Origin of the sequence: Shewanella sp. 38A_GOM-205m, from assembly GCF_000518445.1 — a bacterium.
Lineage (GTDB): Bacteria > Pseudomonadota > Gammaproteobacteria > Enterobacterales > Shewanellaceae > Shewanella > Shewanella algae.
Map to the genome: position 1 here is coordinate 3,815 of NZ_KI912440.1, position 25,785 is coordinate 29,599.

Below are 25,785 nucleotides of genomic sequence, written 5' to 3' on the forward strand. Positions count from 1 at the left end.
ATGGCTGGGGTACCAGGATTCGAACCTGGGAATGCCGGGATCAAAACCCGGTGCCTTACCGCTTGGCGATACCCCACCAATAATCAAAGTTAGTTCAATAAGAGACAAATATGGTACGGGAGGAGAGACTTGAACTCTCACACCTTGCGGCACCAGAACCTAAATCTGGCGTGTCTACCAATTTCACCACTCCCGCAGTGTCTCTTGTTTTTGACATCCCAAGAAGGATGGTAGCTATGGCGGGACTTGAACCTGCGACCCCAGCATTATGAGTGCTGTGCTCTAACCAGCTGAGCTACATAGCCACGATAACTTTGTTGTTCCCCGTGCCGAGGAACGGGGCGTATTATGCTTATTCAGGTTATTCAGGTCAACAGCTTTTTTAGGCTAAATCCCGCCGCCCCAGCTGTTTGCCTATAAACCCATCAAACTGGGCAACAGATACGCAAATCCGTGTTCTATCGCCCATTTAGAGTCGCTTTATACGTTAAACAGGAAGTGCATCACGTCGCCGTCTTTGACGATATAGGTTTTCCCTTCCACCCGCAGCTTACCCGCTTCCTTACAACCGGCTTCGCCCTTGAACTGAACAAAGTCATCATAGGCCATAACCTGAGCCCGAATAAAGCCGCGCTCAAAGTCGGTGTGAATTTTACCGGCCGCCTGCGGTGCGGTAGAACCGACAGTCACAGTCCAGGCACGGACTTCTTTCACCCCGGCAGTAAAGTAGGTTTGCAGTGTCAGCAATTCGTAACCGGCGCGAATCACCCGATCAAGCCCTGGCTCTTCCAGGCCCAGCTCTTCGAGGAACTCGCTACGCTCTTCCTCATCCATTTCCGCCAGATCTGACTCGATAGCGGCGCACACAGGCACCACAACGGCATTTTCTTTTTCGGCAATGGCACGCACTGTATCCAGATGCGGGTTATTGTCGAAGCCATCTTCAGAAACGTTGGCAATATACATGGTTGGCTTGAGCGTCAGCAGGTTCAGGTAAGCCACGGATTCCAGCTCCTCTTTGCTCAAATCCAGGGTGCGCAGCATATGGCCTTCGTCCAGTACCGGCTTGAGTTTTTCCAGTACTCCGACTTCAAATTTGGCGTCTTTATCACCACCCTTGGCGCGCTTTTGCTGACGCAGTATGGCACGCTCAACACTGTCGAGATCCGCCAGTGCCAGTTCGGTATTGATCACTTCAATATCACCGGCCGGGTCAACCTTGTTGGCCACGTGAACAATATTGTCGTTCTCGAAGCAACGTACCACATGGCCGATAGCATCGGTTTCACGGATGTTGGCCAGGAACTTGTTACCCAGGCCTTCGCCCTTGGATGCCCCGGCAACCAGACCGGCAATGTCCACAAACTCCATGGTGGTCGGCAGTACCCGCTCAGGCTTAACGATTTCAGCCAGGGCGTCCAGACGAGCATCCGGCACTGGCACCACACCTGTGTTGGGTTCTATGGTACAGAAGGGAAAGTTTGCCGCTTCGATGCCAGCCTTGGTTAACGCATTGAACAGAGTTGACTTACCGACGTTTGGCAGACCAACGATGCCGCATTTAAAACCCATGATGTTTACCTTTCTCTCTAATTTGAGTCCAGCGCACTCGGCCCCGGACAGGATAATGAAACAGGCGTCAGACGCCTGGATAATCTTAGACCGCTTTAAAGGAGTGCAGCCTGTGCATCGCCTTGGTCATATCCTCGGCAAAGAGGATATCAGTGGCGCGCACCGCTTCATCTACTGCGGCATCGATCAGCGACTGCTCAGTACTCGGCGCCTTGCCAAGCACATAGCCGCTGACTTTGTTCTTGTCCCCGGGGTGACCTATGCCAATCCGCAGACGATAAAAATTCTTGTTGTTGCCCAGCTTGGCAATAATATCCTTAAGGCCATTATGGCCGCCATGACCACCGCCAAGCTTGAACTTGGCCACCCCCGGAGGCATGTCCAGCTCATCGTGGGCCACCAAAATCTCCTCCGGTTGAATACGGAAGAAGTTCGCCAATGCCGCCACCGACTTGCCACTCAGGTTCATATAAGTGGAAGGGATCAGCAGGCGCACATCGCGGCCCTTGAGCGTGACTCTGGCAGTCAGGCCAAAATACTTGCTGTCGGCACTGAGCTGGGCACCGCAACCTCTGGCCAGCTCCTGCACATACCAGGCGCCGGCATTATGGCGGGTCTGGGCATACTCGGCGCCGGGATTGGCCAGCCCGACGATAAGTTTAATCTCTGTCATCAGTCTCTATCAGTCTGTTTATTCAACGAGAAGTTCTGCGAAGGCCGGACAAGGCCAGGCACATATTCACCGCTCTTGAAGCTTGGCCGTTACAGGCCCAAACACTGCGTGAAAGCCAATGAAAAATGCCGCATTCTTGTAAAAACGCGGCATTTTAGCACTCTCTTGCGACAATCAACAAATCGACCGGGGTTATCTCAGCCCCAGCGCATACTTGAGCACTTGCTGCTTGACCGGGGTATTGATATCCGCCAGCTTGAGCCCGGCGTTACGCAACAGTTTAAGTGGCAGCAGATCGTTACTGAAACCGGCATAGAAGAGATCCATGCCTGTCATCATCAACTGATTGTCAAACCAGCGTTGCTTTTGGAACCCTTCAAGCACTGTGGCCTTTGACCAGTCTTCGCCCTTCTCCAGCGCCTGGGTGATTGTCGCTATCAAGGCTTCGACGTCTTTAAAGCCCAGGTTAACCCCCTGTCCCGCCAGCGGGTTAATGGTGTGAGCCGCATCCCCCAGGATCACCAGATTGTCGCGGTAGTATTGCTGCGCATGGCGCCGGGTCAGCGGGAAACTGCCCTTGGCCAACACTTCGAAATGGGGATCCAGCCTATCGGGGAAGTGATTGATGATCGCCTGCTTCAGTTGGCTGTCGCTTAGCTGCATCAAACTGCGAATTTGTTTGGCATCGTCATACCAGACCAAGGAAGCATTTTTGCCCGGTAATGGCAGTAAGGAGCGTGGCCCTTGCGGGGTAAACTGTTGCCAGGTCACATCCTGCTCATCACACTCGGTGGCGATATTGATCAACATACAGGACTGGGAATAATCCCAACCGCTAATGCCAATTCCGGCCCATTGACGCACTCTGGAGTTGGCACCATCGGCCCCCACCAGCAAGCGGGCATCGAACACCCGGCCATCGTCCAGACTCACCTCTATACCCACGCTGGAGCGCACCATGCGCCCGACCCGGGCCGGGCAGCAGAGGGTCAGATTGGGGTAGTTGTCGAATTCCTGCCACAGTGCCAGCTGCACCAAACGGTTTTCCACTATGTGGCCGAGACGCTCGGCCTTGATCTGACTGGCATGGAAACGGGTAATGCAGCCTTCCATTTCCCAGGTTTCCAGGCCACGATAAGCCACATGGCGCATTCCGAGCAGAGTATCGAATGCTCCCAGGCGCTCGAGTAGTGCCTCCGATGCCACACTGATGGCCGAGACCCTGACATCCAGAGGTTGCGAGGCATCAAAGACCTCGGGTTCAAAGGCCTCCACCAGCGCCACTTCCAGCCCGAGCTTGGCCAACCCCAGCGCCGTCGCCGCGCCCACCATACCGCCACCTATGATGACGATATCCTTGGTCTCATGTTGTTCTGTCACTATGCCTTTCCTGCTGTCTCTCTTCTCTGCCGCCTCGGCCACAGAGTTGTGTTCAATGGTAACTGTTTTGGCTTCAATCATGAGCAAATGTTGCTGCCGGCCCTCCTGAAACACCTGCTTACAAGCCGACACACGAGCCTTGGCAACCTTAGGCTAGCCTCTGAGTGTCCAAGCAGTATCTGTCATGGCAAACACCGCATATGCGGTTATCGACATCAACAAGTGAGGATACCATGCGCAAACTTACCAGCAGCCTGATAGCCGCAGCCCTTATCGTCCCGGCTGCCTTTACTTCTGGTCATGTTCTGGCCGCCACCACGGCAGACCAGATGGAAGTGATAACTGTAACCTATCGCTCGTCGCTGAATTATGCCCTATATCAACAAATCACGGAAACCATGGCCGGCTTGCATTTGGATGTGTTGGAGGACATCTATGCCCAGGCCCGCGGCAGCAATCTGGAGATGGCCGAGCAATTCTACCAGCAGCAAAATATTCAGGTGGCCGCCAACCGTTTACCCGCACAGCTTGAAAGGGTATTGCAGCAACCAGAGTAATTCTCAGCCCTGGCGTTCAAAAGCTGGTCAGCGGACTTAACAGCAGGTAAAATGGCGCGCTATTTTTTAAGTGGTTCCGAAGAGCGACGCAAAACTGATGAGTAAAAAACTCCATATTAAAACCTGGGGCTGTCAGATGAATGAGTACGACTCATCCAAGATGGCCGATCTGTTAAACGAATTTCAGGGCTATACCCTGACCGAAGAGGCTGATGAGGCAGATATTCTGCTGCTCAATACCTGTTCTATTCGTGAAAAGGCGCAGGAAAAGGTATTCCATCAGCTGGGCCGCTGGAAAACACTCAAAGACAAGAATCCTGAGCTGATCATTGGCGTGGGTGGTTGTGTGGCTTCGCAGGAAGGCAAGGCGATAAAAGAACGCGCCCAGTGCGTGGATATTATCTTCGGCCCTCAAACCCTGCACCGTCTGCCAGAGATGATCAACCAGGTTCGCAGCGGCGACCAGGCGGTGATTGACGTCAGCTTCCCGGAAATCGAGAAGTTCGACCGTCTGCCCGAGCCCCGCGCCGAAGGCCCCACCGCCTTTGTCTCCATCATGGAAGGCTGCAGCAAGTACTGCTCTTTCTGCGTGGTGCCCTATACCCGCGGCGAAGAAGTCAGCCGGCCACTGGATGACATCATCCTGGAAATCGCTCAACTGGCCGAGCAAGGGGTGCGTGAAGTCAACCTGCTGGGGCAAAACGTTAACGCCTATCGCGGCCTGACCCATGATGACGAAATTTGCAGCTTTGCCGAGCTGCTGCGTTATGTGGCCGCCATCGACGGAATCGACCGCATCCGCTTTACCACCAGCCATCCGATAGAGTTCACCCAGGACATTATCGATGTCTATGAAGACACTCCTGAGCTGGTCAGCTTCCTGCACCTGCCGGTGCAATCGGGTTCAGACCGCATACTGACCCAGATGAAGCGCGGCCATATGGCAATCGAGTACAAGTCGATCATTCGCCGTCTGCGCAAGGCGCGGCCGGATATTCAGATAAGCTCCGACTTTATCATCGGCTTCCCCGGCGAAAGCAAAGAAGATTTTGCCGACACCATGAAGCTGATTGAAGAAGTGGGCTTCGACCACAGCTTCAGCTTTATCTACAGTGCCCGTCCCGGCACCCCGGCGGCCGACTTGCCGGATGATGTGGATATGGAAGAGAAAAAGCAGCGTCTGGCAATCCTGCAGGACAGGATTACCCAACAGGCGCAGCGCTACAGCCGCCAGATGCTGGGCACAGTGCAGCGTATTCTGGTGGAAGGCCCATCGGTCAAGAACCCCATGGAACTGCGCGGCCGCACCGAAAACAACCGGGTGGTCAACTTCGAAGGCCAGCCCAAGCACATAGGCAGCTTCGTGGACGTGGAAATCGTCGATGTCTACACCAACTCGCTGCGCGGCAAGTTTGTTCGCGGTGAAGATGAGATGGACTTGCGCAAGAGCCTGCGCCCCAGTGATATTCTGGCCAAGCATAATCAGGAAGATACCCTGGGTGTGACTCAGTTCACCCCGTAAGCGCCGAGACTTCCACGGCGGCCCGGCTCTTCGGACCCGGGCCGTTTTATTTTAGGCTCGATTTTCCGTTAGCATTTATGCCTTCACGCTCGTAAACTGATCAAAGATGACATCAACAGGAGTTTTTGTTTGTCTCACAAATTAACCACCATGAATCTGTATCTCGAACCGGCCGACAGCCGCCGTCTGGCGTCTCTGTGTGGTCCGTTCGATGACAATATCAAGCAACTCGAGCGCCGGGTGGGCGTCGAGATAAGCTACCGCAACAACCATTTTCAGATTGTCGGCCAGCCACGTAACTGCCTCACGGCCAACAACCTGCTGAAACAGCTCTATGTCGAAACCGCGCCGGTAAAAGGCTCGACCCCGGATCTGGAGCCCGAGCAGGTGCATATCGCCATTCAGGAAGCCATTGCCCTGGAAGCCGACGACAGCGGTGCAGAACCCAAAGAGCACTATATCAAGACCCGCAAAGGGGTGATTAAGCCACGCAATCCCAACCAGACCCAATATGTGGCCAACATAGTGCGCCATGACATCACCTTCGGCATAGGCCCCGCCGGTACCGGCAAGACCTATCTGGCCGTTGCCGCCGCCGTGGATGCGCTGGAGCGTCAGGAGATCCGCCGCATTCTGCTGACCCGCCCTGCGGTGGAAGCCGGTGAGAAACTGGGGTTCCTGCCCGGCGATCTGAGCCAGAAGGTAGACCCTTACCTCAGGCCTCTGTATGACGCCCTGTTTGAGATGCTCGGCTTTGAGAAGGTCGAGCGACTGATAGAACGCAATGTTATCGAGGTCGCACCGCTGGCCTATATGCGTGGCCGCACCCTCAACGATGCCTTTATCATTCTCGATGAGAGCCAAAATACCACGGTGGAACAGATGAAGATGTTCCTCACCCGTATCGGCTTCAACTCCAAGGCGGTGATCACAGGTGACATTACCCAGATAGATCTGCCGCGCAACGCCAAGTCCGGCCTGCGCCACGCCATCGAAGTACTGAGCGAAGTGGAAGAGATCAGCTTCAACTTCTTCCAGGCCCAGGATGTGGTGCGCCACCCGGTAGTAGCCCGCATAGTGGAAGCCTATGAGGCACACGATCAGCGCCAGCAGGCGGCCAAGGCCCAACGCGACAGCCAATATCAACTGACAGAGGCCGGCGCCCATGAGTCTTGATCTGCAACTGGACCTGCAACTGGCAACAGAAGCGCAAAACCTGCCATCCCAGAGCGATTTCGAGCTCTGGGCCCGTACTGCCATAGGCAATAGTATGGAGCAGGCCGAGCTGACCATACGCCTGGTGGACAGTGAAGAGAGCCAGCAGTTGAACCGGGACTATCGCGGCAAAGACAAGCCCACCAATGTGCTGTCATTTCCGTTTGAAGCGCCACCGGGAATAACCCTGCCATTACTCGGGGATCTTGTCATTTGCGTTTCAGTCGTTGAAAATGAAGCCCGTGAACAGCATAAACCGCTACAGGCGCACTGGGCACATATGGTTGTGCACGGTTGCCTGCATCTGCTAGGTTATGATCACATCGAAGATGCCGAAGCCGAAGAAATGGAGTCGCTAGAGACCCAACTTATTGAAAGCTTAGGTTTTACTGACCCATACAAGGAGCAATAATTGCCAGGGTTCGCCCTGTCATGAAGAACACTATGAGTGACGATATCCCCCCGAGTACCAGCGCCCATAAGAAAGGCTGGTTTGACCGAGTAAGCCAGTTATTCCAGGGCGAACCTCAAAATCGCGAAGATCTGGTTGAGGTGATCCACGATGCCGAACAGCGTGAGCTCATCACAGAAGATACCCGCGAGATGATAAAAGGTGTTTTAGAGGTATCTGATTTGCGTGTAAGGGACATAATGATCCCCAGAGCGCAAATTGTCGCCATCCAATTCAATGACTCTGTTGAGGAACTGCTCAACACTGTCATCAACTCTGCTCATTCCCGCTTTCCTGTGGTCAATGAAGACAAAGACCATATCGAAGGCATACTGCTGGCCAAAGATCTGCTGAAGTACGGCTTCAACAACAGTGAAGAACCCTTCTCACTGGAAAAAGTGATCCGCCCGGCCGTTGTGGTGCCCGAGAGCAAGAGAGTGGATGTGCTGCTCAAAGAGTTCCGTTCCCAACGCTACCATATGGCGATAGTGGTCGATGAATACGGTGGTGTTTCCGGCCTGGTCACCATTGAAGATATTCTCGAAGAGATTGTCGGCGATATCGAAGATGAGTTCGATCACGACAACAGCGACGAGTCAGAGATCCGTAAAGCCGGTAACCGGGTTTACATGGTCAAGGCACTGACCGAGATTGAAGATTTCAACGAAACCTTCAACACCCATTTCAGTGATGAAGAGTTCGACACAGTCGGCGGCCTGGTGTCCCACGCCTTCGGCCACCTGCCGGAGCGCAACGAGAAGATCGTCATCGACGGCATTGAATTTAAAGTCATCAGTGCCGATACCCGCCGTTTATTGCAACTCAGGGTGAAACTGCCCGATCCCAACGATACTGAAGACAGTAACGACCAGTGAAGTCCACATTAGCGGCGCTACAACGCCACCCCAAGCTGCGTCTGGTACTGGCCTTTTTGGCCGGTGCCAGTACGGCACTTTCCTTTGCCCCCTACGATCTTTGGCCCATCTACCCGCTGGCGCTGGCCTTTGGCCTTTGGCACAGTAACAAGCTTTCCCCCAAGGCCAGTTTTGGCTATTGGCTCAGCTTTGGTTTTGGCGCCTTCGCCTTCGGGATCAGCTGGGTGCATGTCAGCATGGACAGATTCGGTGGCTTGCCGCTGATTGCTTCCATAGGCCTGATGGCCCTGTTGGCCCTCTATCTGGCCTTGTATCCGGCGCTGGCAGGCGCCCTGCTGGCCCGACTGGCGCCCAAGCGTCATAACTGGCAACTGCTGGGGCTGTTTCCGGCGCTCTGGACTCTGTGTGAATGGTTACGGGGCTGGGTGCTCACCGGCTTCCCCTGGCTCTGGGGCGGCTATAGCCAAACCTCGGGCCCCTTGAAGCCACTGGCCTCAATGATAGGCACTTTGGGGCTCAGTTTTGTGGTGGCGCTGCTGGCAGCAAGCCTGGTGCTGCTACTCAAACGCCGCTGGCTCAGCCTGGTGGTGAGCTCGGCGCTACTGGCCCTGTTTGTATGGCAGGCGCCGCGATTTTCAACGGTTGAGCGTACCGGTGAGACCCTCAGCGTGGCGCTGGTGCAAGGCAATATCCCCCAAAGCATGAAGTGGGATCCGGACGCACTCTGGCCGACTATGCTCAAATATATGGATCTCTCCCGCCCGCATCTGGACAGAGACTTGGTGATCTGGCCCGAGGCCGCGATACCGGCCCCCGAAAGCATGGTGGCCGAGTTCCTCGACAACGCCAACAAAGTTGCCAATCTGCGGGATGCCGCCATCATCACAGGTATCATCAGCCAGCGAAATGGCGACTTCTACAACTCGCTGATTGTGCTGGGGAATCATCATCAGAAACAGCAGGAGAACGCCGACTATAGCGCAGCTGGCAACAACCAGTTCCGCAAACATCACCTGCTGCCCATAGGCGAGTTTGTGCCCATGGAGTCGCTGCTGCGGCCGCTGGCGCCCTTTTTCAACCTGCCCATGTCCTCGTTTGCCAGAGGCAGTTATCAGCAAAACAACCTGACGGCGCTGGGTCATACCCTGGCACCGGCTATCTGTTATGAAATCGCTTTCCCCGAGCAACTCAGGGCCAACGTCGCCGAGGATACCCAGGTGTTGCTAACCGTCTCCAACGATGCCTGGTTCGGTGAGTCTAATGGCCCACTGCAACACATGGAGATAGCCCAGATGCGCTCGGCCGAGTTGGGCCGGCCTCTGCTGCGGGCCACCAACAATGGCGTCACCGCCGTGGTGGATGAATTTGGCAATATCAGTGCCAAACTACCGCAGTTCGTCGAGGGCGTACTCACGGCTGAAGTGCCGCTGGTCGAGGGCCGGACCCTGTTCAGCCGGGTCGGTCAATGGCCGGTACTCGGGCTGAGTGGCTTGCTGCTGCTTTTGGGGCTGTTGTATTACCCCAAACGGCGAAAGAGCGATAAAAGCTAAGAGCAACCAATTGATTTTTATCTAATTGACAAAAAATTAATGAACACATAAGTAATTCTTAAGACTGCTTTTCTAGGCTCTGGATACTGGTTAACAGATCCGGAGTATCTCTATGGTCAAGCAGTTTCCCCTGTCTGCCCTGGAAAAGGACGTCCCAAGCTCTGCCAACCCACCTCATTCGCTTCCCGAGTGTCGCCTGTTCCATGAACAGGCAGAGGGCCGCACTGAGGTCGAAGACTATATCGCCGCCAAGTACTTTCAGGTGCATGGTGCCAAGCTCAAGGAATTTTTGCCTTTCTTACTGCAGCTGAGCATGAAGGGGCAGCCTCAGGGTGCCTTCGGCCTCAGAGCCGGTTGTTACTACCCCTTGTTTCTGGAGCAATATCTCAAGGATCCCATAGAGCAGCAAGTGGCGCTGCTGACCAAACGCCCGGTGGACAGGGCTTCCTTGGTAGAGGTGGGCAATCTGGCACTCACCAACAAGAGTTCAGGGCCACTGCTGCTGGTACTGCTTGCAGCTACTCTGGCCAGAGCCGGTTTTGAGTATATGGTCTTTACCGTCACAGAGCAGGTGGAGGCGCTGATGAGACTACTGGGCTTTTCGCCCATGCTGCTCTGTAGCGCCGATCCAAAGCGACTGGAAGGTGACAGCGCCATCTGGGGCAATTACTACCGCAACAACCCCAGAGTCATGATTGGCGATCTGCGCCTCGCCCAAGAGGTGATAGACACCAGCCCCCGCTTGAGACGACTGGCACAAAGGCACGAATTGGATATCAGCACCATGGCGGCCGAATTGGCTTATGCAAGAACCCGGGAGCCAAACCTATGACTCCATCGCCTCAGTTAAACCAAGTCAATACCTCTGAGTCAGGCGCCGGAACAAACCTTGATTGGGATGTTCTAGGCAAACTCAACGGCGAAGATCAGGCCATTGCCGTTAGCGATGCTGAGCGGCAACTCAGCTACCTTGAACTGAAAACAGAAATCCGCCGCTATAGTGATTTCCTTAAACGCCTGAATATCCGCAGCCTGGCACTGCATGCCGGCAACAGTGTGCAGTGGGCGATACTGGATCTTGCCTGCCAGCAGGCGGGAGTTCTTTGCCTGCCCTTGCCGCTATTTTTCTCCCAAGAGCAGTTGGCAAACTGCCTTGAACAAACCTCGATTGAGCTGGTGCTGAGCAAAAGCCCACAAATTCAGCCTTGTTTGCCAAAGGGCTTCGCGCCTTACCAAGGACTCAGTGAACTGGGCTGCAATCTATACGGCTGGCATTTATACGGCAGGCAGTTATACGACGAGCAGCTATCTGACGGACAACTCTGCGACGGGCATCCGGGTCAACAGAGCACTTGCGCCGAGAAAACGGCGGCTTTTCCAAAAGTCCCACAGGGCACAGCCAAAATTACCTTTACCTCAGGCTCTACCGGTAACCCCAAGGGGGTGTGTCTCAGCAGCGAGCATCAATGGCGGGTGGCCGAATCGCTTGCCACAGTCACGGCCCTGCCCAGCCCCAGGCATCTTTGTCTGTTGCCCTTGAGCACCTTGCTGGAAAACATCGCCGGTATCTACAGCCCCTTGCTGTGCGGCGGCACTGTGCTGCTGCCCTCGGATAAAGCACGCGGCATGCACGGCAGCTCGAGACTCGACAGCCGGGCGCTGCTGCAGACCATAAGCCAAGCGCAGCCGAGCAGCATGATCCTCATTCCTCAGTTGCTGACACTGCTGGTCGGTGCCTGTGAACAAGGTTGGCAAGCGCCGGACTCACTGCGCTTTGTCGCCGTCGGTGGCGGCAAGGTGGCCCCCGAGTTGCTGCTGCGGGCCAGGGAGCTTGGATTGCCGGTTTATGAGGGTTACGGCCTGTCGGAATGTGGCTCTGTCGTGGCGCTCAACACCCCGGATAAAGACACTCCTGGCTTTGCCGGCACTGTGTTGCCTCACTGCAAAGTCACCATTCGCGGCGGCGAAATCCATGTCGGCGGCGCCAGTCACCTAGGGTATCTCGGCCAACCCGAGACTTGGGGCCAGGGAGAAATCGCCACCGGCGACCTTGGCCAACTCGATAAAGGTGTGCTCGCCATTAACGGGCGCCGCAAGCATCTGCTTATCAGCTCCTTTGGCCGCAATATCAGCCCTGAGTGGGTGGAGTCGGCGCTGATGGCCAAACCGCTGCTGAGTCAGTGTATGGTCTTTGGCGACGCCAAACCCTGGCTCAGCGCGCTACTGTGCGCTCCGCTCCAAGTCAGCAATGAGAAGCTCCAGGCCTGGCTGGATGCGGTCAATGCCACACTGCCCGACTACGCCAGGATCAAACGCTGGATAAGACTGAATGAAACCGAGCTCAAGCCTCACACCACCGCCAATGGCAGGGTCAAGCGCGCCTCACTGCTGAGCGCCCTGGCCGCTCAAATAGAACAGCTCTATCTATCTGAAACCCCATATCTTGAGGGAGCCCTATAATGAATTTCTACAACCAATTACAACAAGCAACCCAGAGCGGACGCGAGTATCTGCTGGCCAGTCCCATCATAGGCAAATGCCTGCAAGGAGAGATAAGCCTGGAGGAATATGTCGCCTTCCTGCACCAGGCTTATCACCATGTGAAGCACACTTCGCCGCTGCTCATGGCCACAGGCGCCAGACTGCCGGAAAGCAAGGAATGGCTCAGGGTGGCGGTAGCCGAGTATATCGAAGAGGAGCAAGGCCACCAGGAGTGGATCCTCAATGACATAGCCGCCTGCGGTTTTGACAAGGAAAAGGCCAGACGCAGCACGCCGCTGTTTGCCACCGAGGTCATGGTGGCTTACGCCTACGACATGGTGAATCGGGTAAGTCCGCTGGGCTTTTTCGGCATGGTCAATGTACTGGAAGGCACCAGCATTAATCTGGCGCTGCTGGCAGCCGAGAAAGTGCAATCGCGCCTGGGGCTGCCGGATTCAGCCTTCAGTTATCTCAAGTCTCACGGCGAGCTGGACAAGCAACATATCCATTTCTTTGAGGGGCTGATGAACCGGATTGAGGATCGCGATGAACAGGCCTTGATCATTCACGCCGCCAACAACTTCTACCGCCTCTACGGCAACATCTTCCGCGAGTTGGCGCCGGCCCAGGCCTTGGCGCTGGCCTCCTGAAAACGGTGACCAATATGGAACTCAAACATCTGAATGTCATCATCACAGGCGCCAGTGGCGGCATCGGCAGCGCCATCGCCAGGGCGCTGGCCGCCAAAGGCGCCAGACTGCTGCTCTGCGGCCGGGATCAAGCCAAGCTCGATGCCCTGAAACAGAGCCTTGCCGGGGAGCATCACACCTTAAGTGCCGATCTGACCAGCAGTGGCGGTCAGTGTCAGCTGCGCCAAGCCGCCGGAGTGTTCAGCCCCAAGGTGTTAATCAACTGCCTCGGGGTCAATCAACTCAGCATGTTGGAAGCCAGCGACACCTGTGATACCCGCGCCATGATGGCGGTGAACCTGGAGGCGCCCATCAACTGTTGCCGCACCCTGCTGCCCTTGCTCAAACGCCAGTCCGAGGCCGCCATCATCAATGTTGGCTCCATTCTCGGCAGCATAGGCTACCCGGGTTCCAGTCTTTACTGCGCCAGCAAGTTTGGCCTCAGAGGCTTTACCGAAGCACTGGAGCGGGAGTTGGCCGACAGCAAGATTAAGGTGCTCTATTTCGCCCCCAGAGCCACGGATACCGAACTCAACACAGAATCGATGCGCCGGCTCAATTCGGCGCTCGGCAACCGTCAGGACAGCCCTGAATGGGTGGCCGACATCCTCTGCCGGGATCTGGCCGATAATCGCCGGGGCCGCCGTTTTATCGGTTGGCCGGAAAAGCTGTTTGTGCGGATAAACGCCCTGCTGCCCGGCCTGGTTAACAATGATACCCGCAAGAAACTGCCACTTATCCGCCAGTTTTGCCAAAGGGCCATGCCAATACAAGACACGGCCAACCCCATCACCGAAGGAGAGAAACATGAAGCCATTTAAACTCTTGTGCCTGAGCGCAGCGCTGCTGGTGAGTCCTTCGCTCTGGGCCGATGATGCCAGCGATCTGGCCGTTAAACAGTTGCAACACGACTGGGCCATCAACAACTATCAACTCAGCGGCGACGAGCAGGAAAAAGCCTTTGTCAAACTGCTGAAGCTGGCGGATGAGTCGGTGCAGTCCCACCCTCAAAGTACGGGCGTGCGCATCTGGCACGGGATTATCAACTCTACCTATGCCGGGGTCAGCGGCGGCCTCGGTGCCCTCAAATATGCCAAGCGGGCTCGCAGTGACTTTGAGCAGGCGCTTAAGCAAGATCCCACCGCACTCAAGGGCTCGGCCTATACCAGTCTCGGGGTGCTTTACTACAAGGTGCCCGGCTGGCCGCTGGGCTTTGGGGACGATGACAAGGCCGAGGAGTTGTTGAAGCAGGCGTTGGAACTCAACCCCGATGGCATAGACAGCAACTACTTCTACGGCGACTTCCTGCTGGAAGAGGACAGGTATGACGAAGCCCTGCCTTTCCTGCAAAAGGCGCTCGAAGCCGCCCCAAGGCCAGGGCGCGAGCTGGCAGATGCGGGTCGCAAGCAGGAAATCAAGGCAGCACTTGCCAAAATCGCCGCCTATCGCGATAACAGTTGATCACAACCTGTGTTGAGAAGCGGCACATCTGCAGCCAAAGCCTGCCAGTCTCAAACGGTATAAACAGCATAGAAAACGCAGGCCGGAGCCTGCGTTTTTATGTCTGTGGGTTTGAGGGTTTTCCCTTGAGCTCCAAGCCATTGAAAGCCTGAATATCTATGATTCAGGGCGCCAGCGCTTCACGGGTAAATTCCGAGTGGTCACACTCGGGGCAATCGGGAATGATGCCTGGGAACTCGAAGTCCATCTCATGACCGCAGTTACTGCAGACCATTTTGCCCTGACTGACGATATCGCCGCTCTGATAATAACCATGGTGTTTAAACTCATGGGCCAGTTCGTGCCACTCCACCTGGCTACGGTCACTGATTTCGCCCAGCCAATGCCAGAGGGTATTTTCCAGTGTCAGCATAGTGGGGCTGTAACTGATGTCATCTTCCGTTTGGCTCTGGATATAACTGGCGATATCCCGCTTGAGGAACTCCTCGACCAGAGACAGCTCGGCCTCACCGGCCTGCTGCTTGATGGCCAAATACTCTTTCCCTTCCTTGATAGAGTTAAATAAGCTCTTAACTGTCAATGAGTTATCTTGGTTATACTGTTGTTTGACTCTGTCAATCAAGGCCTGATACAGCGCCAGTAACTCCGTACTTCTCTCACTCATGGCCAATACTCCTTTAAGACGAACCTTTCTTAATGACTCACTTCTGGTTTATTCTATGCAGATCTAAACGGCGCAGTATAGCGCGCATGTCAAAATAATGGGCGGCATTGCCGAAAAACCTGATGCAAGAGCAATATAATCCCTCAGAAATCGAAGCCAAAGTGCAAACGCACTGGGCAGAAAAGAAAACTTTTGAAGTCACCGAAGATCCGAGTAAAGAGAAGTTCTACTGCCTCTCTATGTTCCCCTATCCTTCAGGTCGGCTGCATATGGGACACGTGCGTAACTACACCATAGGTGACGTAGTTTCCCGTTTCCAGCGTCTGCAGGGTAAAAATGTGCTTCAGCCCATCGGCTGGGATGCCTTCGGTCTGCCGGCTGAAAATGCCGCGATCAAGAACGCCACTGCGCCGGCGCCTTGGACCTATGAAAACATAGATTACATGAAGAACCAGCTGAAAATGCTGGGTTTCGGCTACGACTGGAGCCGTGAGATTGCCACCTGTACCCCGGAATACTATCGCTGGGAACAGTGGTTCTTCACCAAACTGTATGAAAAAGGCTTGGTGTACAAGAAAACAGCTTCGGTCAACTGGTGCCCCAATGACCAAACTGTACTGGCCAACGAGCAAGTTATCGATGGTTGCTGCTGGCGCTGCGACACTGTGGTTGAGCAAAAAGAGATCCCTCAGTGGTTTATCAAGATCACTCAGTACGCCGAAGAGCTGCTGAACGATATCGATACCCTCGAAGGTTGGCCTGAGCAGGTCAAGACCATGCAGCGTAACTGGATTGGTCGCTCCGAAGGGGTCGAGATGACCTTCAAGGTGGCCGGTTCCGACGATAGCTTCGACATCTACACCACACGTCCGGATACAGTGATGGGCGTGACCTATGTGGCCATTGCCGCCGCTCACCCGCTGGCCGAGAAAGCCGCCGCCAACAACCCGGCGCTGGCAGCCTTTGTTGAAGAGTGCAAACAGAGCACCGCCTCCGAGGCCGAGTTGGCCACCATGGAGAAAAAAGGTGTCGATACCGGCCTCAAGGCAATCCACCCGCTGACAGGCGAAGAAGTCCCGGTTTGGGCCGCCAACTTTGTCCTGATGAACTATGGTACCGGCGCCGTGATGTCGGTTCCCGGCCACGACCAGCGTGACTATGAGTTTGCCACCAAGTATGGCCTTGCCATCAAGGGCGTGATTAAGCCTGCCGACGGCGAGCTGGATATCTCTGAATCCGCTTACACTGAAAAAGGCATACTGTTCAACTCAGCCGAGTTCGATGGTCTGGACTTTGAAGCCGCCTTCAACGCCATCGCCGACAAGCTGAGTGCCGAAGGCAAAGGCAAGCGCCAGGTTAATTTCCGTCTGCGCGACTGGGGCGTCAGCCGCCAGCGCTACTGGGGCGCACCTATCCCTATGGTGACTCTGGAAGACGGCACTGTGATGCCTACGCCTGAAGAACAACTGCCGGTCATTCTGCCGGAAGACGTGGTCATGGATGGGGTCCAAAGCCCAATCAAGGCCGACAAAGAGTGGGCCAAAACCACAGTCAACGGCCAAAATGCCCTGCGCGAAACCGACACCTTCGACACCTTTATGGAGTCCAGCTGGTACTATGCCCGCTACTGCTCGCCCAAGGCAGATCAGATGCTGGATCCAGCCAAGGCCGACTACTGGCTGCCGGTAGATCAATACATAGGCGGTATCGAACACGCCTGTATGCACCTGTTGTACTTCCGTTTCTTCCACAAACTGTTGCGTGATGCCGGTTTGGTTAACTCCAATGAACCTGCCAAGCGTCTGTTGACTCAAGGCATGGTACTGGCCGATGCCTTCTACTACAGCAACGAGAAAGGTGCCCGCGTTTGGGTATCGCCATTGGAAGTGACCGTGGTTGAGAAAGACGACAAGGGTCGGATCCTCAAGGCCGTGGACAATGAAGGCCATGAGCTGACTTACACCGGCATGAGCAAGATGTCCAAGTCGAAGAACAACGGCATCGATCCGCAAGTGATGGTGGAGAAGTACGGCGCCGATACTGTGCGACTGTTCATGATGTTTGCCTCACCACCGGAGCTGACACTGGAATGGCAGGAATCAGGCGTAGAAGGCGCCCACCGCTTTATCAAGCGTCTGTGGAAACTGGCCCATGACCATATCGCCAAAGGCGCGGCTCCAGCGCTGGATATCGCGGCACTGACAGGCGAGCAGAAAGCACTGCGCCGCGAGCTGCACAAGACCATCGCCAAGGTGACTGACGATATCGGCCGCCGCCAGATGTTCAACACCGCCATTGCCGCCGTTATGGAGCTGATGAACGCGCTGCAGAAGGCTCCGCAGGAAACCGAGCAGGACAGAGCCCTGATGGCCGAAGCCCTGTCTGCCGTGGTGCGTCTCTTGTACCCCATCACCCCACACCTGAGCTTCAACCTGTGGCAGGAGCTGGGCATGGAAGGCGATATCGAGTCAGCCAGCTGGCCCGAAACCGACGAATCTGCACTGGTCGAAGACAGCAAGCTTATCGTGGTGCAGGTCAACGGTAAGCTCAGAGCCAAGATCACTGTGGCGGCCGATGCCGCCAAGGAAGAGGTCGAAGCCCTGGGTCTGGCCGATGAACAGGTGATCAAGCACACCGAAGGCAAGACCATCCGCAAGGTGATCTATGTTCCCGGTAAACTGCTGAACATAGTCGCCAACTGAGAAAAAACAGGACATCCATGCTGAAACTATCTTTAAGCGTGAAGCAGTTGATGTTCGCCCTGCTGGCACTGGTCGTTATGACCAGTGCCGGTTGCGGCTTTCAACTTCAGGGAAGTTATTCCATTCCGCCCGAGCTCAGCAAGCTGAGCCTGGAGAGCAGCGACAAATACAGTGAGCTGAGCCGCCTGGTGCGTGAACGCCTGCGTCTCAACAATGTCGGTATAGAGGAACCCGCCAAGGGTATTCCCCGGCTGGTGCTGCTGAGCGACACTCTGGAGCGCTCAACCTTGTCGCTCTACCCCACAGGCAACGTCGCCGAATATGAACTCATCTACCATGTGCGTTTTGCCGTGTCTCTGCCGGGTAAGGAAGCACAGCCTTTCGATGTGGAAATCCGCCGCGATTATCTCGACGACCCCCGCACCGCCTTGGCCAAGAGCCGGGAGATGGAGTTGCTGGTCAAAGAGATGCGCATTCAGGCCGCCGATAACATAATCCAGACTCTGGCCGCCATCGAGGTGAACTGATGCGGGTCTATCCGGATCAGTTACACCGGCAGTTGTCGCCGCTGAAATCCTGCTATCTGCTGCTGGGCGACGATCCCTATCTGCTGGACAGCAGCAAGCGGCAAATCCTGGCTGCCGCCCGCAGCCAAGGCTTTGAAGAAAGGTTGCAACTGACTCAGGAAGCCAACTTCAACTGGCAGGATCTCGCCAACGAATGGCACGCCATGAGCCTGTTCGCCAGTCGCAGAATCATAGAGCTCAACCTGCCCCAGGCCAAGCCGGGTGCAGATGGCGGAGCCATGCTGCAAAGCCTTATTGCTGAACAAAACCCGGATATAGTGTTGATCATCGACGGCCCCAAGCTTGGCCGCGATCAGCAAAACAGCAAGTGGTTCAAAGCCCTGGACAGTCAAGGTCTTTATGTTCCTTGCGCCACACCCGAAGGGGCCCAGTTCCAGCGCTGGCTCGACGGCCGTATTCAATACTATCGGCTCAATCTCAAAAACGATGCCAGAGCCATGCTGTATGCCCTCTACGAAGGCAATCTGCTGGCGGCCGATCAGGCGATGCAACTGCTGCAACTGCTGGCCGGTGCCCGTCCTGTGGGCAGCGAAGAGCTGAGCCGCTACTTCGAAGATCAATCCCGCTTCAGCGTGTTCCAATTGACCGATGCCCTGCTGGCCAACCAACAGGATAAGGCTCAACATATCCTCGCCCAGCTCAAGGCCGAAGAAACCGCCATGCCCATTATCCATTGGGCGCTGCAAAAGGAGCTGACCTTGCTGTTGACGCTGCAATCGGCCCGCAGTCAGGGCGAGAGCCTCAATGGCCTGTTCGGCAAGCATAGAATTTGGGACAAGCGCAAGCCGCTCTATCAGGGCGCCCTCACCCGGCTGAGCCTGGAAGCCATAGAGTCCATGCTGGCTATCGCCTCCAAGCTGGAGCTGGCACTGAAACAGCAAGGCCAGGAAAACTGGACCGGCCTTTCCCATCTGTGTTTGCTGTTCGATCCCAAGGCGGCACGCCACCTTGGCCATATTGAGTTCGACTGAGGAGACAGGATGCGTATCGGGCTGATGGGCGGTACTTTCGACCCAGTTCACTATGGTCACCTCAAACCCGCAGCCGAAGTCAAAGCCCGGCTAGAGCTGGATAAGCTCTGGTTGCTGCCGAACCATATTCCGCCGCACAAGGCCAAGGCCACCGCCAGCAGCAAGCAGCGCCTGGCCATGCTTAAACTGGCCTGCGGCGAGTTCCCCGATATGGACATTTGCGATATCGAACTCAAGCGCAATGCCCCCTCCTATAGCGTCGCGACGCTGGAAGCGCTGCAGCAAGCTTTCCCAAGCGCCGAATTTCAATTCATCATGGGTACAGATTCCTTGCTGTCGCTGCCGAGCTGGCATCAATGGCAGCGGCTGTTTTCCCTGTGTAACCTGGTGGTTTGCCAGCGCCCGGACTGGCACCTGCCAAAGGACGCCGAAATCCAAACCGAACTGGCCCAAAGAGGCTGCTCGGTCACCCAGGCCTTGGCAGCGAGGGACAAGGGCCAACATCAAAGCGGCAAAATCATCAGCCTTTCGGTCGAGCCGCAGCCCTTCTCCTCCACGGTTATTCGCCGCGCCATCGCCGCCGGTGACATTAATGCCTGCCGCGCCGCCATGCCCAAAGCCGTGCTCGAGTATATAGTTGCAAACCGCCTCTATCTTGGCGGTTAACTGCGGTGGATGGGCGATAAATGCTATGGGACTTGCCCGCCAGCGCTGATATACTACTGCGCTTGATCAAAAACATGAGAGGATCTTCAGCGTGCAAGGCACAGAACTGAAACAATTTGTTGTCGACAAGGTCGATGATCTCAAGGCTCGGGACATGGTCGTGCTGGATGTCAGCAAAAAGTCCAACGTGACCGACTTTATGGTTATCTGCTCAGGCACATCCAAGACCCATGTTCGCGCCATTGCTGAAAATGTGGTTGCCGAAGCCAAGCAAGCCGGCATGCAACCTCAGGGCGTAGAAGGCCGCGACAGCAGCGACTGGGTTCTGGTGGATCTGGGTGATGTGATTCTGCATGTGATGCAGGAGCAAACCCGCGAACATTACCAGTTGGAAAAACTCTGGTCTGACGCCAACGCCTGATGAAACTGCAACTCGTTGCCGTAGGCACCAAAATGCCGGACTGGGTCTGCAAGGGCTTCGCCGAGTACCAGCGCCGCTTCCCCAGGGACATGGCGCTGGAGCTGGTTGAAATTCCTGCCGGCAAGCGGGGCAAGAATGCCGATATCGCCCGTATTCTGCAAAAAGAGGGTGAAGCCATGTTGGCCGCGATTCCCAAGGGCAACCATATCGTCACTCTGGATCTGCCGGGCAGGAACTGGACTACTCCGGAACTCGCCTCTGCCATGGAAAAATGGCAGCTCGATGGCCGGGATGTCAGCCTGCTGATAGGCGGCCCGGAAGGCTTGGCTCCCGCCTGTAAACAAGCCGCCAGCCAAAGCTGGTGTCTGTCGGCCCTCACCCTGCCCCACCCTTTGGTGAGAGTCGTGGTGGCCGAGAGTCTTTACCGGGCCTGGAGCATCAACAATAACCATCCCTACCACAGGGAATAAGGCGCCCAAGAGCCACTTGCATTAGCTGACTTTGCATTAACTGTTTGAGCCGGAGAGAATCCATTGCCGCGTAGAAAGCGAATAACCATGCATGATCACGCCGCCGAGGCGGCACTGTTCAAACGCCGGGCGCTGTTTACCTTTGTCTGCGTGGTCGCTTTGCTCAGCCTGTTGCTCGGCAACCTCTACTATCTGCAGGTGGTGTCTTTCAAAGACTACGAAACCCGCTCCAATGATAACCGTATCCGAGTGGTACCGCTGGCGCCCAGCCGCGGCCTGATCTATGACCGCAACGGCAAGCTGCTGGCAGAGAACCTGCCCTTCTACACCCTGGAGGTGATCCCTGAGAAGGTGAAGAACATGCAGCAGACGCTGGATGAGCTTTCGACCGTTATCGACCTCAGTCAGGATGAGCGCGACAGCTTCACCGAGTCACTGAAATATCACCGCCGCTTCAAGCCGTTGCCGCTCAAGACCCGGCTGACGGAAGACGAGGTGGCCCTGTTCAGTGTTAACCAACACAGGTTCGATGGTTTCTATGTCGATGCCGGTCTTAAACGCCACTATCCCTACAGCAGCCTGCTGACCCATGTGCTGGGCTATGTCGGCAAAATCAACTCCAGGGACAGAGACGCGCTGGAACGCTCCGGCAGTTGGAAAAACTATGCCGCCACCAAAGACATTGGCAAACAGGGGATAGAAAAGTTCTATGAGAGCCTGCTCCACGGCCTGCCCGGGCATCTGGAGGAAGAGGTCAACAATCTGGGACGCAGTGTTCGCACCCTCAAGGTGACCCAGCCCGAGCCTGGACAGGATATCTACCTGACACTGGATCTGCAGCTGCAGCAAAAGGCCACCGAGCTGCTGGATGGCCGCCGCGGCTCAATTGTGGCGATAGACCCAAGAGACGGCGGTATTCTGGCCATGGTCTCCAGCCCCAGCTATGACCCGAACCAGTTTGTGCACGGGATCAGTTCCAAGGCCTACAGCGAGCTGCTCAACAGCCGCTCGCGTCCCCTGATTAACCGCGCAACCCAAGGGCAATATGCCCCGGCCTCCACGGTCAAGCCGCATCTGGCGCTCTTGGGACTGGAAGATCAAACCATTAGCGAGAAGACCCGCATCTGGGATCCGGGCTTTTGGCAGATCCCTGGGGTCGACCGTAAATATCGCGACTGGAAACGCTGGGGCCACGGCTGGGTGGATGTCTATGACTCTATAGTCCACTCCTGCGATACCTTCTACTACGACATGGCCTACAAGGTGGGCATCGACAAGATTTCCGGCTTTATGGATCAGTTCGGCTTCGGTCAGAATACCGGGGTGGATATCTTCGAAGAGTCTGCCGGGGTAATGCCATCGAGGGACTGGAAACGCCTCAAGTACAACCAACCCTGGTACATAGGCGACACCATCTCAGTCGGGATTGGCCAGGGTTACTGGACCACCACGCCGTTGCAGCTGGCCAATGCCACTGCCATTTTGGCCAACCGCGGTAAACGCTTTACTCCGCACCTACTCAAGGCCATCAAGGACAACACAGCCCGCATCGAGACGCCAGTGGATGAAAGGCCGCCTATAGTGCTGAAAAACAAAAACAACTGGGAGATTATCAACGAGGCCATGCGCCGCACCGCGCAGAAGAGTCGCTTCACTGATGCCAGTTATACTGCAGCGATGAAGACAGGTACCGCCCAGGTCTTCAGCGTTGCCGAAGATGAGAAGTATGATGCGGACACCATTGACGAGCATCTGCGCGACAACGCGCTGATCATCGCCTATGCCCCCTACGAAAATCCGAAAATAGTGCTGGCGGTGGTACTGGAAAACGCCGGTTGGGGCGGCGCCAACGCCGGGCCGGTTGCCCGGGCCATGCTGGATGAATATCTGCTACGGGATACCTGGGAGTTGAAACATGAGCCACAGCCGTAAACCCAATATCTGGCAGAAGATGCATATCGATCTGCCGCTGCTGCTCGGCATCCTGGGCCTGATGGGCTTTGGCCTGTTCGTCATCTATTCTGCCAGCGGTGAAGACCTGGCCATGATGGAGCGGCAGCTATTCCGTATGGGGCTATCTCTTGGGCTGATGCTGTTTATCGCCCAGATTAACCCCGAAGTGTTTCGCCGTTGGGCTCTGCCCATTTATATTGCCGGGGTCGCCCTGCTGCTGGGGGTGCATTTCTTCGGTGAGATCAACAAGGGCGCCCAACGCTGGCTCAACCTGGGCTTTATGGAGTTTCAGCCGTCTGAGCTGATGAAACTGGCCTTCCCTATCACCATGGCCTGGTTTATCTCCAAGTTTCCTTTGCCGCCGAAGAAGCGTTATCTGGCCGGTGCCGGGGTGATTTTGCTGATCCCCACTCTGCTTATCGCCAAACAGCCGGATCTCGGCACCTCAATTCTGGTGGCTGCCTCGGGGATTTTTGTACTATTTCTCTCCGGCATGAGCTGGGCCATTGTCGGCGGTTTTATCGCCGCCGTGCTGGCGCTGCTGCCGATTCTGTGGTTCTTTTTGATGCACGACTACCAGCGCAATCGGGTGATGACCTTGCTGGATCCCGAGGCCGATCCGCTCGGTACCGGCTACCACATCATTCAGTCCAAGATTGCCATAGGTTCAGGCGGACTCTGGGGCAAGGGCTGGCTCGATGGTACTCAGTCGCAGCTGGAGTTTTTGCCGGAGCGCCACACCGACTTTATCTTCGCCGTGATCGGCGAGGAGTTTGGCCTCATAGGCAGCCTGCTGCTGCTGGCACTCTATCTCTACGTAATCGGCCGCGGCCTGGTGATCGCCTCCAGGGCTCAAACCAGCTTTGCCCGCTTGCTGGCCGGCTCGCTGACCCTCACCTTCTTCGTTTATGTGTTTGTGAATATCGGCATGGTGTCCGGTATTTTGCCCGTAGTGGGAGTCCCACTGCCGCTGATAAGTTATGGCGGCACCTCTATGCTGACATTGATGGCCGGTTTTGGCATTCTAATGAGTATTCACACCCATAGACGCTTCATCGACAGATAGGAACGCCTTACATGCCGACATTCAAAAAGCTGCTCGCACCTCTGGGCCTGCTGTTGAGTCTCAACCTCAGCGCCTGCGCCACCGCCGAGGTGCCCTCTCCCGAGCAGCTCAAGCAGGATTTTATCAAACAGCAACAGAGCCAGGGCTTTAGCCAGCAAGAAGTCGAAAGCTTCCTCGCCTCGGCCCAGAAAAACCAGGCGGTATTGGATGCCATCTCCAGCCCTTGGGAGGCCAAACCCTGGCATCAGTACTACCCCATTTTTCTGACCGAGAAGCGCCTCGAAGCCGGGCTGAGTTTCTGGCAGCAGCACGAACAGACCATAGCGCGCGCTGCCAAGACCTATGGCGTGGATCCGCAAATCATAGTGGCCATTATCGGTATTGAAACCTTCTACGGCGGTTACATGGGCAAGTACCCGGTGATCGATGCCCTCTATACCCTGGGGTTCTACTACCCGCCACGGGCGACTTTCTTTCGCGGCGAATTTGCCAAGCTGATGACGCTGCTTAAAGAGGAGCAACTCAATAAGGAAACCCTCCTGGGCTCCTACGCCGGCGCCATGGGCTATGGCCAGTTTATTCCTTCAAGCTATCTGGCCTACGCCGTCGACTTTGACGGTGACGGCAAGCGGGATCTGCTGGGCAGTGTCGACGATGCCATAGGCTCAGTAGCCAACTATTTTCACCGTCACGGCTGGAAAGCCGGTGAGCCGGTGGCACTGGAACTGAGCACCACGGCCACACCCAAGGCCAAGGTCTGGAAGGGAGAAAAGCTCAATTACCAAGTGGCCGATATCCTCTCTCCCGAGGTGGCACTGAAGGAAAACCGGGATCTGGATGCCAGCCAAAAAGCGCTGCTTATCGAGCTGGAACAAGCCGATGCCAAAGACTATTGGCTGGGGCTGAACAACTTCTATGTGATCACCCGTTACAATCGCAGCCCGCTGTATGCCATGGCGGTTTATCAATTCAGTGAACAACTCAAAGCCCACCATGACAAGACTTAAACTATTGCTGCCACTGACCGCCTCGATTCTGCTGGCCGCCTGTGCCGGCAACTCGGGCCGTTACGCCATGAAAGATGATAGGCCTCCGGCCGATGCCCCGGATGTCTCCAAGGTGGAAGATGCCCATCCCAGGTTCGAACCCTACAGCAAACAGGGCAATAAGGATTACCAGGTCAGAGGCAAATCCTATCAGGTGATGCCGTCCGGCAAGGGGTACAAGGTTGAGGGGCTGGCATCCTGGTATGGCGCCAAGTTTCACGGCCATCTGACCTCCAACGGTGAAACCTATGACATGTACTCCATGTCGGCGGCGCACAAGACATTGCCACTGCCCAGTTATGTCAGGGTCACCAACCTGGCCAACAACAAGAGCGTGGTGGTCAGGGTCAATGACCGTGGCCCCTTTCACCCCGACAGGGTGATAGATCTGTCCTACGCCGCGGCTTACCGGCTGGACATGCTGAAGACAGGCACCGCCAGGGTGAGGCTGGAAGTCCTGTTTGAGGACAGCGAAGAGAGCCAGACCATGGCCGAGCTTCGCAGCGACAATTTGCACTATGTGCAGGTGATGGCATCCGGCTCGCGCGAGCGTCTGCTTGAGTTGGCTTCAGAGCTTGAAAGCAAGTACCAGGTCAAGAGCCGGATTACCGATGCCAAGCCGGTATACAGGCTGCAACTCGGCCCGGTCAGCCATGAAGGTATTGCCGCCAAATTGCTGGAAAAGCTGAAGCAGGAAGGCTTCCCGAGCAGCTATATGGTGACTGAACCAAAATCATAAGCGTTCAAAATTCCACCATATTTTTAACTAATTAAGGAACCTTAACTGAAATCTCCGGTCGACTAATGTTATAC

Annotated in this window: 25 protein-coding genes and 3 tRNA genes; 21 read left to right on the plus strand and 7 right to left on the minus strand. The window is 55.7% G+C overall.

The features are described 5' to 3' along the window. Position 1: 1 nt before the first annotated feature. The 6 genes from N512_RS0120950 to N512_RS0120975 all read right to left on the minus strand — a co-directional run bounded on the left by N512_RS0120950 (position 2) and on the right by N512_RS0120975 (position 3,706). A tRNA-Gln gene (locus N512_RS0120950) sits at positions 2-76 on the minus strand. Positions 77-111: 35 nt separating this feature from the next. Further along, a tRNA-Leu gene (locus N512_RS0120955) sits at positions 112-196 on the minus strand. Positions 197-228: 32 nt separating this feature from the next. Then, positions 229-305, minus strand: a tRNA-Met gene (locus N512_RS0120960). A 175-nt stretch (positions 306-480) separates the two neighbouring features. Beyond that, on the minus strand, positions 481-1,572 hold the full coding sequence (ychF, locus tag N512_RS0120965; protein ID WP_028781577.1) for a redox-regulated ATPase YchF: 1,092 nt from the start codon (positions 1,570-1,572) through the stop codon (positions 481-483). Between the two features lie 85 nt (positions 1,573-1,657). Continuing rightward, positions 1,658-2,245 (minus strand): aminoacyl-tRNA hydrolase, encoded by a 588-nt coding sequence (pth, locus tag N512_RS0120970; protein WP_025011686.1) that lies wholly within the window; start codon positions 2,243-2,245, stop codon positions 1,658-1,660. Between the two features lie 192 nt (positions 2,246-2,437). Then, positions 2,438-3,706: an FAD-dependent oxidoreductase gene (locus tag N512_RS0120975; RefSeq protein WP_081737233.1), complete on the minus strand. Its 1,269-nt coding sequence runs from the start codon at positions 3,704-3,706 to the stop codon at positions 2,438-2,440. 152 nt (positions 3,707-3,858) lie between these two features. Here N512_RS0120975 and N512_RS23560 point away from each other — a divergent pair, with 152 nt between their 5' ends. The 11 genes from N512_RS23560 (at position 3,859) to N512_RS0121030 (ending at position 14,426) form a co-directional block, all read left to right on the plus strand. After that, positions 3,859-4,182, plus strand: coding sequence for a hypothetical protein (locus N512_RS23560; RefSeq protein WP_051472910.1), 324 nt, complete (start codon positions 3,859-3,861; stop codon positions 4,180-4,182). A 97-nt stretch (positions 4,183-4,279) separates the two neighbouring features. Beyond that, a complete protein-coding gene (miaB, locus tag N512_RS0120985; RefSeq protein WP_025011684.1) occupies positions 4,280-5,704 on the plus strand; it encodes a tRNA (N6-isopentenyl adenosine(37)-C2)-methylthiotransferase MiaB in 1,425 nt (474 codons plus the stop codon). A 129-nt stretch (positions 5,705-5,833) separates the two neighbouring features. Then, positions 5,834-6,880, plus strand: a complete 1,047-nt coding sequence (locus N512_RS0120990) for a PhoH family protein (RefSeq protein ID WP_025011683.1) — start codon at positions 5,834-5,836, stop codon at positions 6,878-6,880. Then, entirely contained in the window at positions 6,870-7,331 is a 462-nt protein-coding gene (gene ybeY, locus N512_RS0120995; protein ID WP_028781579.1) for an rRNA maturation RNase YbeY, read from the plus strand. The genes N512_RS0120990 and ybeY overlap by 11 nt, the downstream gene beginning before the upstream one ends. Before the next feature lie 32 nt (positions 7,332-7,363). After that, positions 7,364-8,245 (plus strand): CNNM family magnesium/cobalt transport protein CorC, encoded by an 882-nt coding sequence (gene corC, locus N512_RS0121000; RefSeq protein WP_025011682.1) that lies wholly within the window; start codon positions 7,364-7,366, stop codon positions 8,243-8,245. Further along, on the plus strand, positions 8,242-9,795 hold the full coding sequence (lnt, locus tag N512_RS0121005; RefSeq protein WP_028781580.1) for an apolipoprotein N-acyltransferase: 1,554 nt from the start codon (positions 8,242-8,244) through the stop codon (positions 9,793-9,795). The genes corC and lnt overlap by 4 nt, the downstream gene beginning before the upstream one ends. A 112-nt stretch (positions 9,796-9,907) precedes the next feature. Then, positions 9,908-10,627 carry a thermostable hemolysin gene (locus N512_RS23565; RefSeq protein WP_051472911.1) on the plus strand — a complete coding sequence of 240 codons (720 nt, stop codon included), beginning with the start codon at positions 9,908-9,910 and terminating at the stop codon, positions 10,625-10,627. Then, the gene (locus N512_RS23570; RefSeq protein ID WP_051472912.1) at positions 10,624-12,255 is read left to right on the plus strand and encodes an AMP-binding protein; all 1,632 of its coding nucleotides are present in this window, start codon (positions 10,624-10,626) and stop codon (positions 12,253-12,255) included. The genes N512_RS23565 and N512_RS23570 overlap by 4 nt, the downstream gene beginning before the upstream one ends. Further along, positions 12,255-12,926 carry a TenA family transcriptional regulator gene (locus N512_RS0121020; RefSeq protein WP_028781581.1) on the plus strand — a complete coding sequence of 224 codons (672 nt, stop codon included), beginning with the start codon at positions 12,255-12,257 and terminating at the stop codon, positions 12,924-12,926. The genes N512_RS23570 and N512_RS0121020 overlap by 1 nt, the downstream gene beginning before the upstream one ends. Positions 12,927-12,940: 14 nt before the next feature. After that, positions 12,941-13,786 carry an SDR family oxidoreductase gene (locus N512_RS23575; RefSeq protein WP_081737231.1) on the plus strand — a complete coding sequence of 282 codons (846 nt, stop codon included), beginning with the start codon at positions 12,941-12,943 and terminating at the stop codon, positions 13,784-13,786. After that, positions 13,773-14,426: a tetratricopeptide repeat protein gene (locus N512_RS0121030; RefSeq protein WP_025011680.1), complete on the plus strand. Its 654-nt coding sequence runs from the start codon at positions 13,773-13,775 to the stop codon at positions 14,424-14,426. The genes N512_RS23575 and N512_RS0121030 overlap by 14 nt, the downstream gene beginning before the upstream one ends. Before the next feature lie 163 nt (positions 14,427-14,589). On the opposite strand, the gene N512_RS0121035 is transcribed toward N512_RS0121030, so the two are convergent. Next, positions 14,590-15,090 (minus strand): zinc ribbon-containing protein, encoded by a 501-nt coding sequence (locus N512_RS0121035; protein WP_025011679.1) that lies wholly within the window; start codon positions 15,088-15,090, stop codon positions 14,590-14,592. A 122-nt stretch (positions 15,091-15,212) separates the two neighbouring features. Here N512_RS0121035 and leuS point away from each other — a divergent pair, with 122 nt between their 5' ends. The 10 genes from leuS to N512_RS0121085 all read left to right on the plus strand — a co-directional run bounded on the left by leuS (position 15,213) and on the right by N512_RS0121085 (position 25,711). Further along, the gene (leuS, locus tag N512_RS0121040; RefSeq protein ID WP_028781582.1) at positions 15,213-17,792 is read left to right on the plus strand and encodes a leucine--tRNA ligase; all 2,580 of its coding nucleotides are present in this window, start codon (positions 15,213-15,215) and stop codon (positions 17,790-17,792) included. A 17-nt stretch (positions 17,793-17,809) separates the two neighbouring features. Next, entirely contained in the window at positions 17,810-18,319 is a 510-nt protein-coding gene (locus tag N512_RS0121045) for an LPS-assembly lipoprotein LptE (RefSeq protein WP_025011678.1), read from the plus strand. After that, positions 18,319-19,350, plus strand: a complete 1,032-nt coding sequence (holA, locus tag N512_RS0121050) for a DNA polymerase III subunit delta (protein WP_028781584.1) — start codon at positions 18,319-18,321, stop codon at positions 19,348-19,350. The genes N512_RS0121045 and holA overlap by 1 nt, the downstream gene beginning before the upstream one ends. 9 nt (positions 19,351-19,359) lie before the next feature. Then, on the plus strand, positions 19,360-20,016 hold the full coding sequence (gene nadD, locus N512_RS0121055) for a nicotinate-nucleotide adenylyltransferase (RefSeq protein WP_028781585.1): 657 nt from the start codon (positions 19,360-19,362) through the stop codon (positions 20,014-20,016). Positions 20,017-20,107: 91 nt separating this feature from the next. Continuing rightward, entirely contained in the window at positions 20,108-20,437 is a 330-nt protein-coding gene (rsfS, locus tag N512_RS0121060; protein WP_028781586.1) for a ribosome silencing factor, read from the plus strand. After that, positions 20,437-20,907, plus strand: coding sequence for a 23S rRNA (pseudouridine(1915)-N(3))-methyltransferase RlmH (rlmH, locus tag N512_RS0121065; protein WP_028781587.1), 471 nt, complete (start codon positions 20,437-20,439; stop codon positions 20,905-20,907). The genes rsfS and rlmH overlap by 1 nt, the downstream gene beginning before the upstream one ends. Positions 20,908-20,994: 87 nt before the next feature. After that, a complete protein-coding gene (mrdA, locus tag N512_RS0121070) occupies positions 20,995-22,839 on the plus strand; it encodes a penicillin-binding protein 2 (protein ID WP_028781588.1) in 1,845 nt (614 codons plus the stop codon). Then, positions 22,823-23,926, plus strand: coding sequence for a rod shape-determining protein RodA (gene rodA, locus N512_RS0121075; RefSeq protein ID WP_028781589.1), 1,104 nt, complete (start codon positions 22,823-22,825; stop codon positions 23,924-23,926). Before mrdA ends, rodA begins: the two co-directional genes overlap by 17 nt. Before the next feature lie 11 nt (positions 23,927-23,937). Beyond that, entirely contained in the window at positions 23,938-24,933 is a 996-nt protein-coding gene (gene mltB, locus N512_RS0121080) for a lytic murein transglycosylase B (RefSeq protein WP_028781590.1), read from the plus strand. Beyond that, the gene (locus N512_RS0121085) at positions 24,920-25,711 is read left to right on the plus strand and encodes a septal ring lytic transglycosylase RlpA family protein (RefSeq protein WP_028781591.1); all 792 of its coding nucleotides are present in this window, start codon (positions 24,920-24,922) and stop codon (positions 25,709-25,711) included. The genes mltB and N512_RS0121085 overlap by 14 nt, the downstream gene beginning before the upstream one ends. Positions 25,712-25,785: the final 74 nt, after the last annotated feature.

What these genes read in the sequence shown, in the direction of transcription:
- ybeY (WP_028781579.1), top strand. Translation starts at nt 6,870, where the DNA reads ATGAGTCTTGATCTGCAACTGGACCTGCAACTGGCAACAGAAGCGCAA.
- rodA (WP_028781589.1), top strand. Translation starts at nt 22,823, where the DNA reads ATGAGCCACAGCCGTAAACCCAATATCTGGCAGAAGATGCATATCGAT.
- N512_RS0121085 (WP_028781591.1), top strand. Translation starts at nt 24,920, where the DNA reads ATGACAAGACTTAAACTATTGCTGCCACTGACCGCCTCGATTCTGCTG.
- N512_RS23570 (WP_051472912.1), top strand. Translation starts at nt 10,624, where the DNA reads ATGACTCCATCGCCTCAGTTAAACCAAGTCAATACCTCTGAGTCAGGC.
- N512_RS0121030 (WP_025011680.1), top strand. Translation starts at nt 13,773, where the DNA reads ATGAAGCCATTTAAACTCTTGTGCCTGAGCGCAGCGCTGCTGGTGAGT.
- holA (WP_028781584.1), top strand. Translation starts at nt 18,319, where the DNA reads ATGCGGGTCTATCCGGATCAGTTACACCGGCAGTTGTCGCCGCTGAAA.
- ychF (WP_028781577.1), bottom strand. Translation starts at nt 1,572, where the DNA reads ATGGGTTTTAAATGCGGCATCGTTGGTCTGCCAAACGTCGGTAAGTCA.
- N512_RS23575 (WP_081737231.1), top strand. Translation starts at nt 12,941, where the DNA reads ATGGAACTCAAACATCTGAATGTCATCATCACAGGCGCCAGTGGCGGC.
- N512_RS23565 (WP_051472911.1), top strand. Translation starts at nt 9,908, where the DNA reads ATGGTCAAGCAGTTTCCCCTGTCTGCCCTGGAAAAGGACGTCCCAAGC.
- nadD (WP_028781585.1), top strand. Translation starts at nt 19,360, where the DNA reads ATGCGTATCGGGCTGATGGGCGGTACTTTCGACCCAGTTCACTATGGT.
- rlmH (WP_028781587.1), top strand. Translation starts at nt 20,437, where the DNA reads ATGAAACTGCAACTCGTTGCCGTAGGCACCAAAATGCCGGACTGGGTC.
- N512_RS0120975 (WP_081737233.1), bottom strand. Translation starts at nt 3,706, where the DNA reads ATGATTGAAGCCAAAACAGTTACCATTGAACACAACTCTGTGGCCGAG.
- mltB (WP_028781590.1), top strand. Translation starts at nt 23,938, where the DNA reads ATGCCGACATTCAAAAAGCTGCTCGCACCTCTGGGCCTGCTGTTGAGT.
- N512_RS0121035 (WP_025011679.1), bottom strand. Translation starts at nt 15,090, where the DNA reads ATGAGTGAGAGAAGTACGGAGTTACTGGCGCTGTATCAGGCCTTGATT.
- N512_RS0121020 (WP_028781581.1), top strand. Translation starts at nt 12,255, where the DNA reads ATGAATTTCTACAACCAATTACAACAAGCAACCCAGAGCGGACGCGAG.
- N512_RS23560 (WP_051472910.1), top strand. Translation starts at nt 3,859, where the DNA reads ATGCGCAAACTTACCAGCAGCCTGATAGCCGCAGCCCTTATCGTCCCG.
- leuS (WP_028781582.1), top strand. Translation starts at nt 15,213, where the DNA reads ATGCAAGAGCAATATAATCCCTCAGAAATCGAAGCCAAAGTGCAAACG.
- mrdA (WP_028781588.1), top strand. Translation starts at nt 20,995, where the DNA reads ATGCATGATCACGCCGCCGAGGCGGCACTGTTCAAACGCCGGGCGCTG.
- N512_RS0121045 (WP_025011678.1), top strand. Translation starts at nt 17,810, where the DNA reads ATGCTGAAACTATCTTTAAGCGTGAAGCAGTTGATGTTCGCCCTGCTG.
- miaB (WP_025011684.1), top strand. Translation starts at nt 4,280, where the DNA reads ATGAGTAAAAAACTCCATATTAAAACCTGGGGCTGTCAGATGAATGAG.
- pth (WP_025011686.1), bottom strand. Translation starts at nt 2,245, where the DNA reads ATGACAGAGATTAAACTTATCGTCGGGCTGGCCAATCCCGGCGCCGAG.
- corC (WP_025011682.1), top strand. Translation starts at nt 7,364, where the DNA reads ATGAGTGACGATATCCCCCCGAGTACCAGCGCCCATAAGAAAGGCTGG.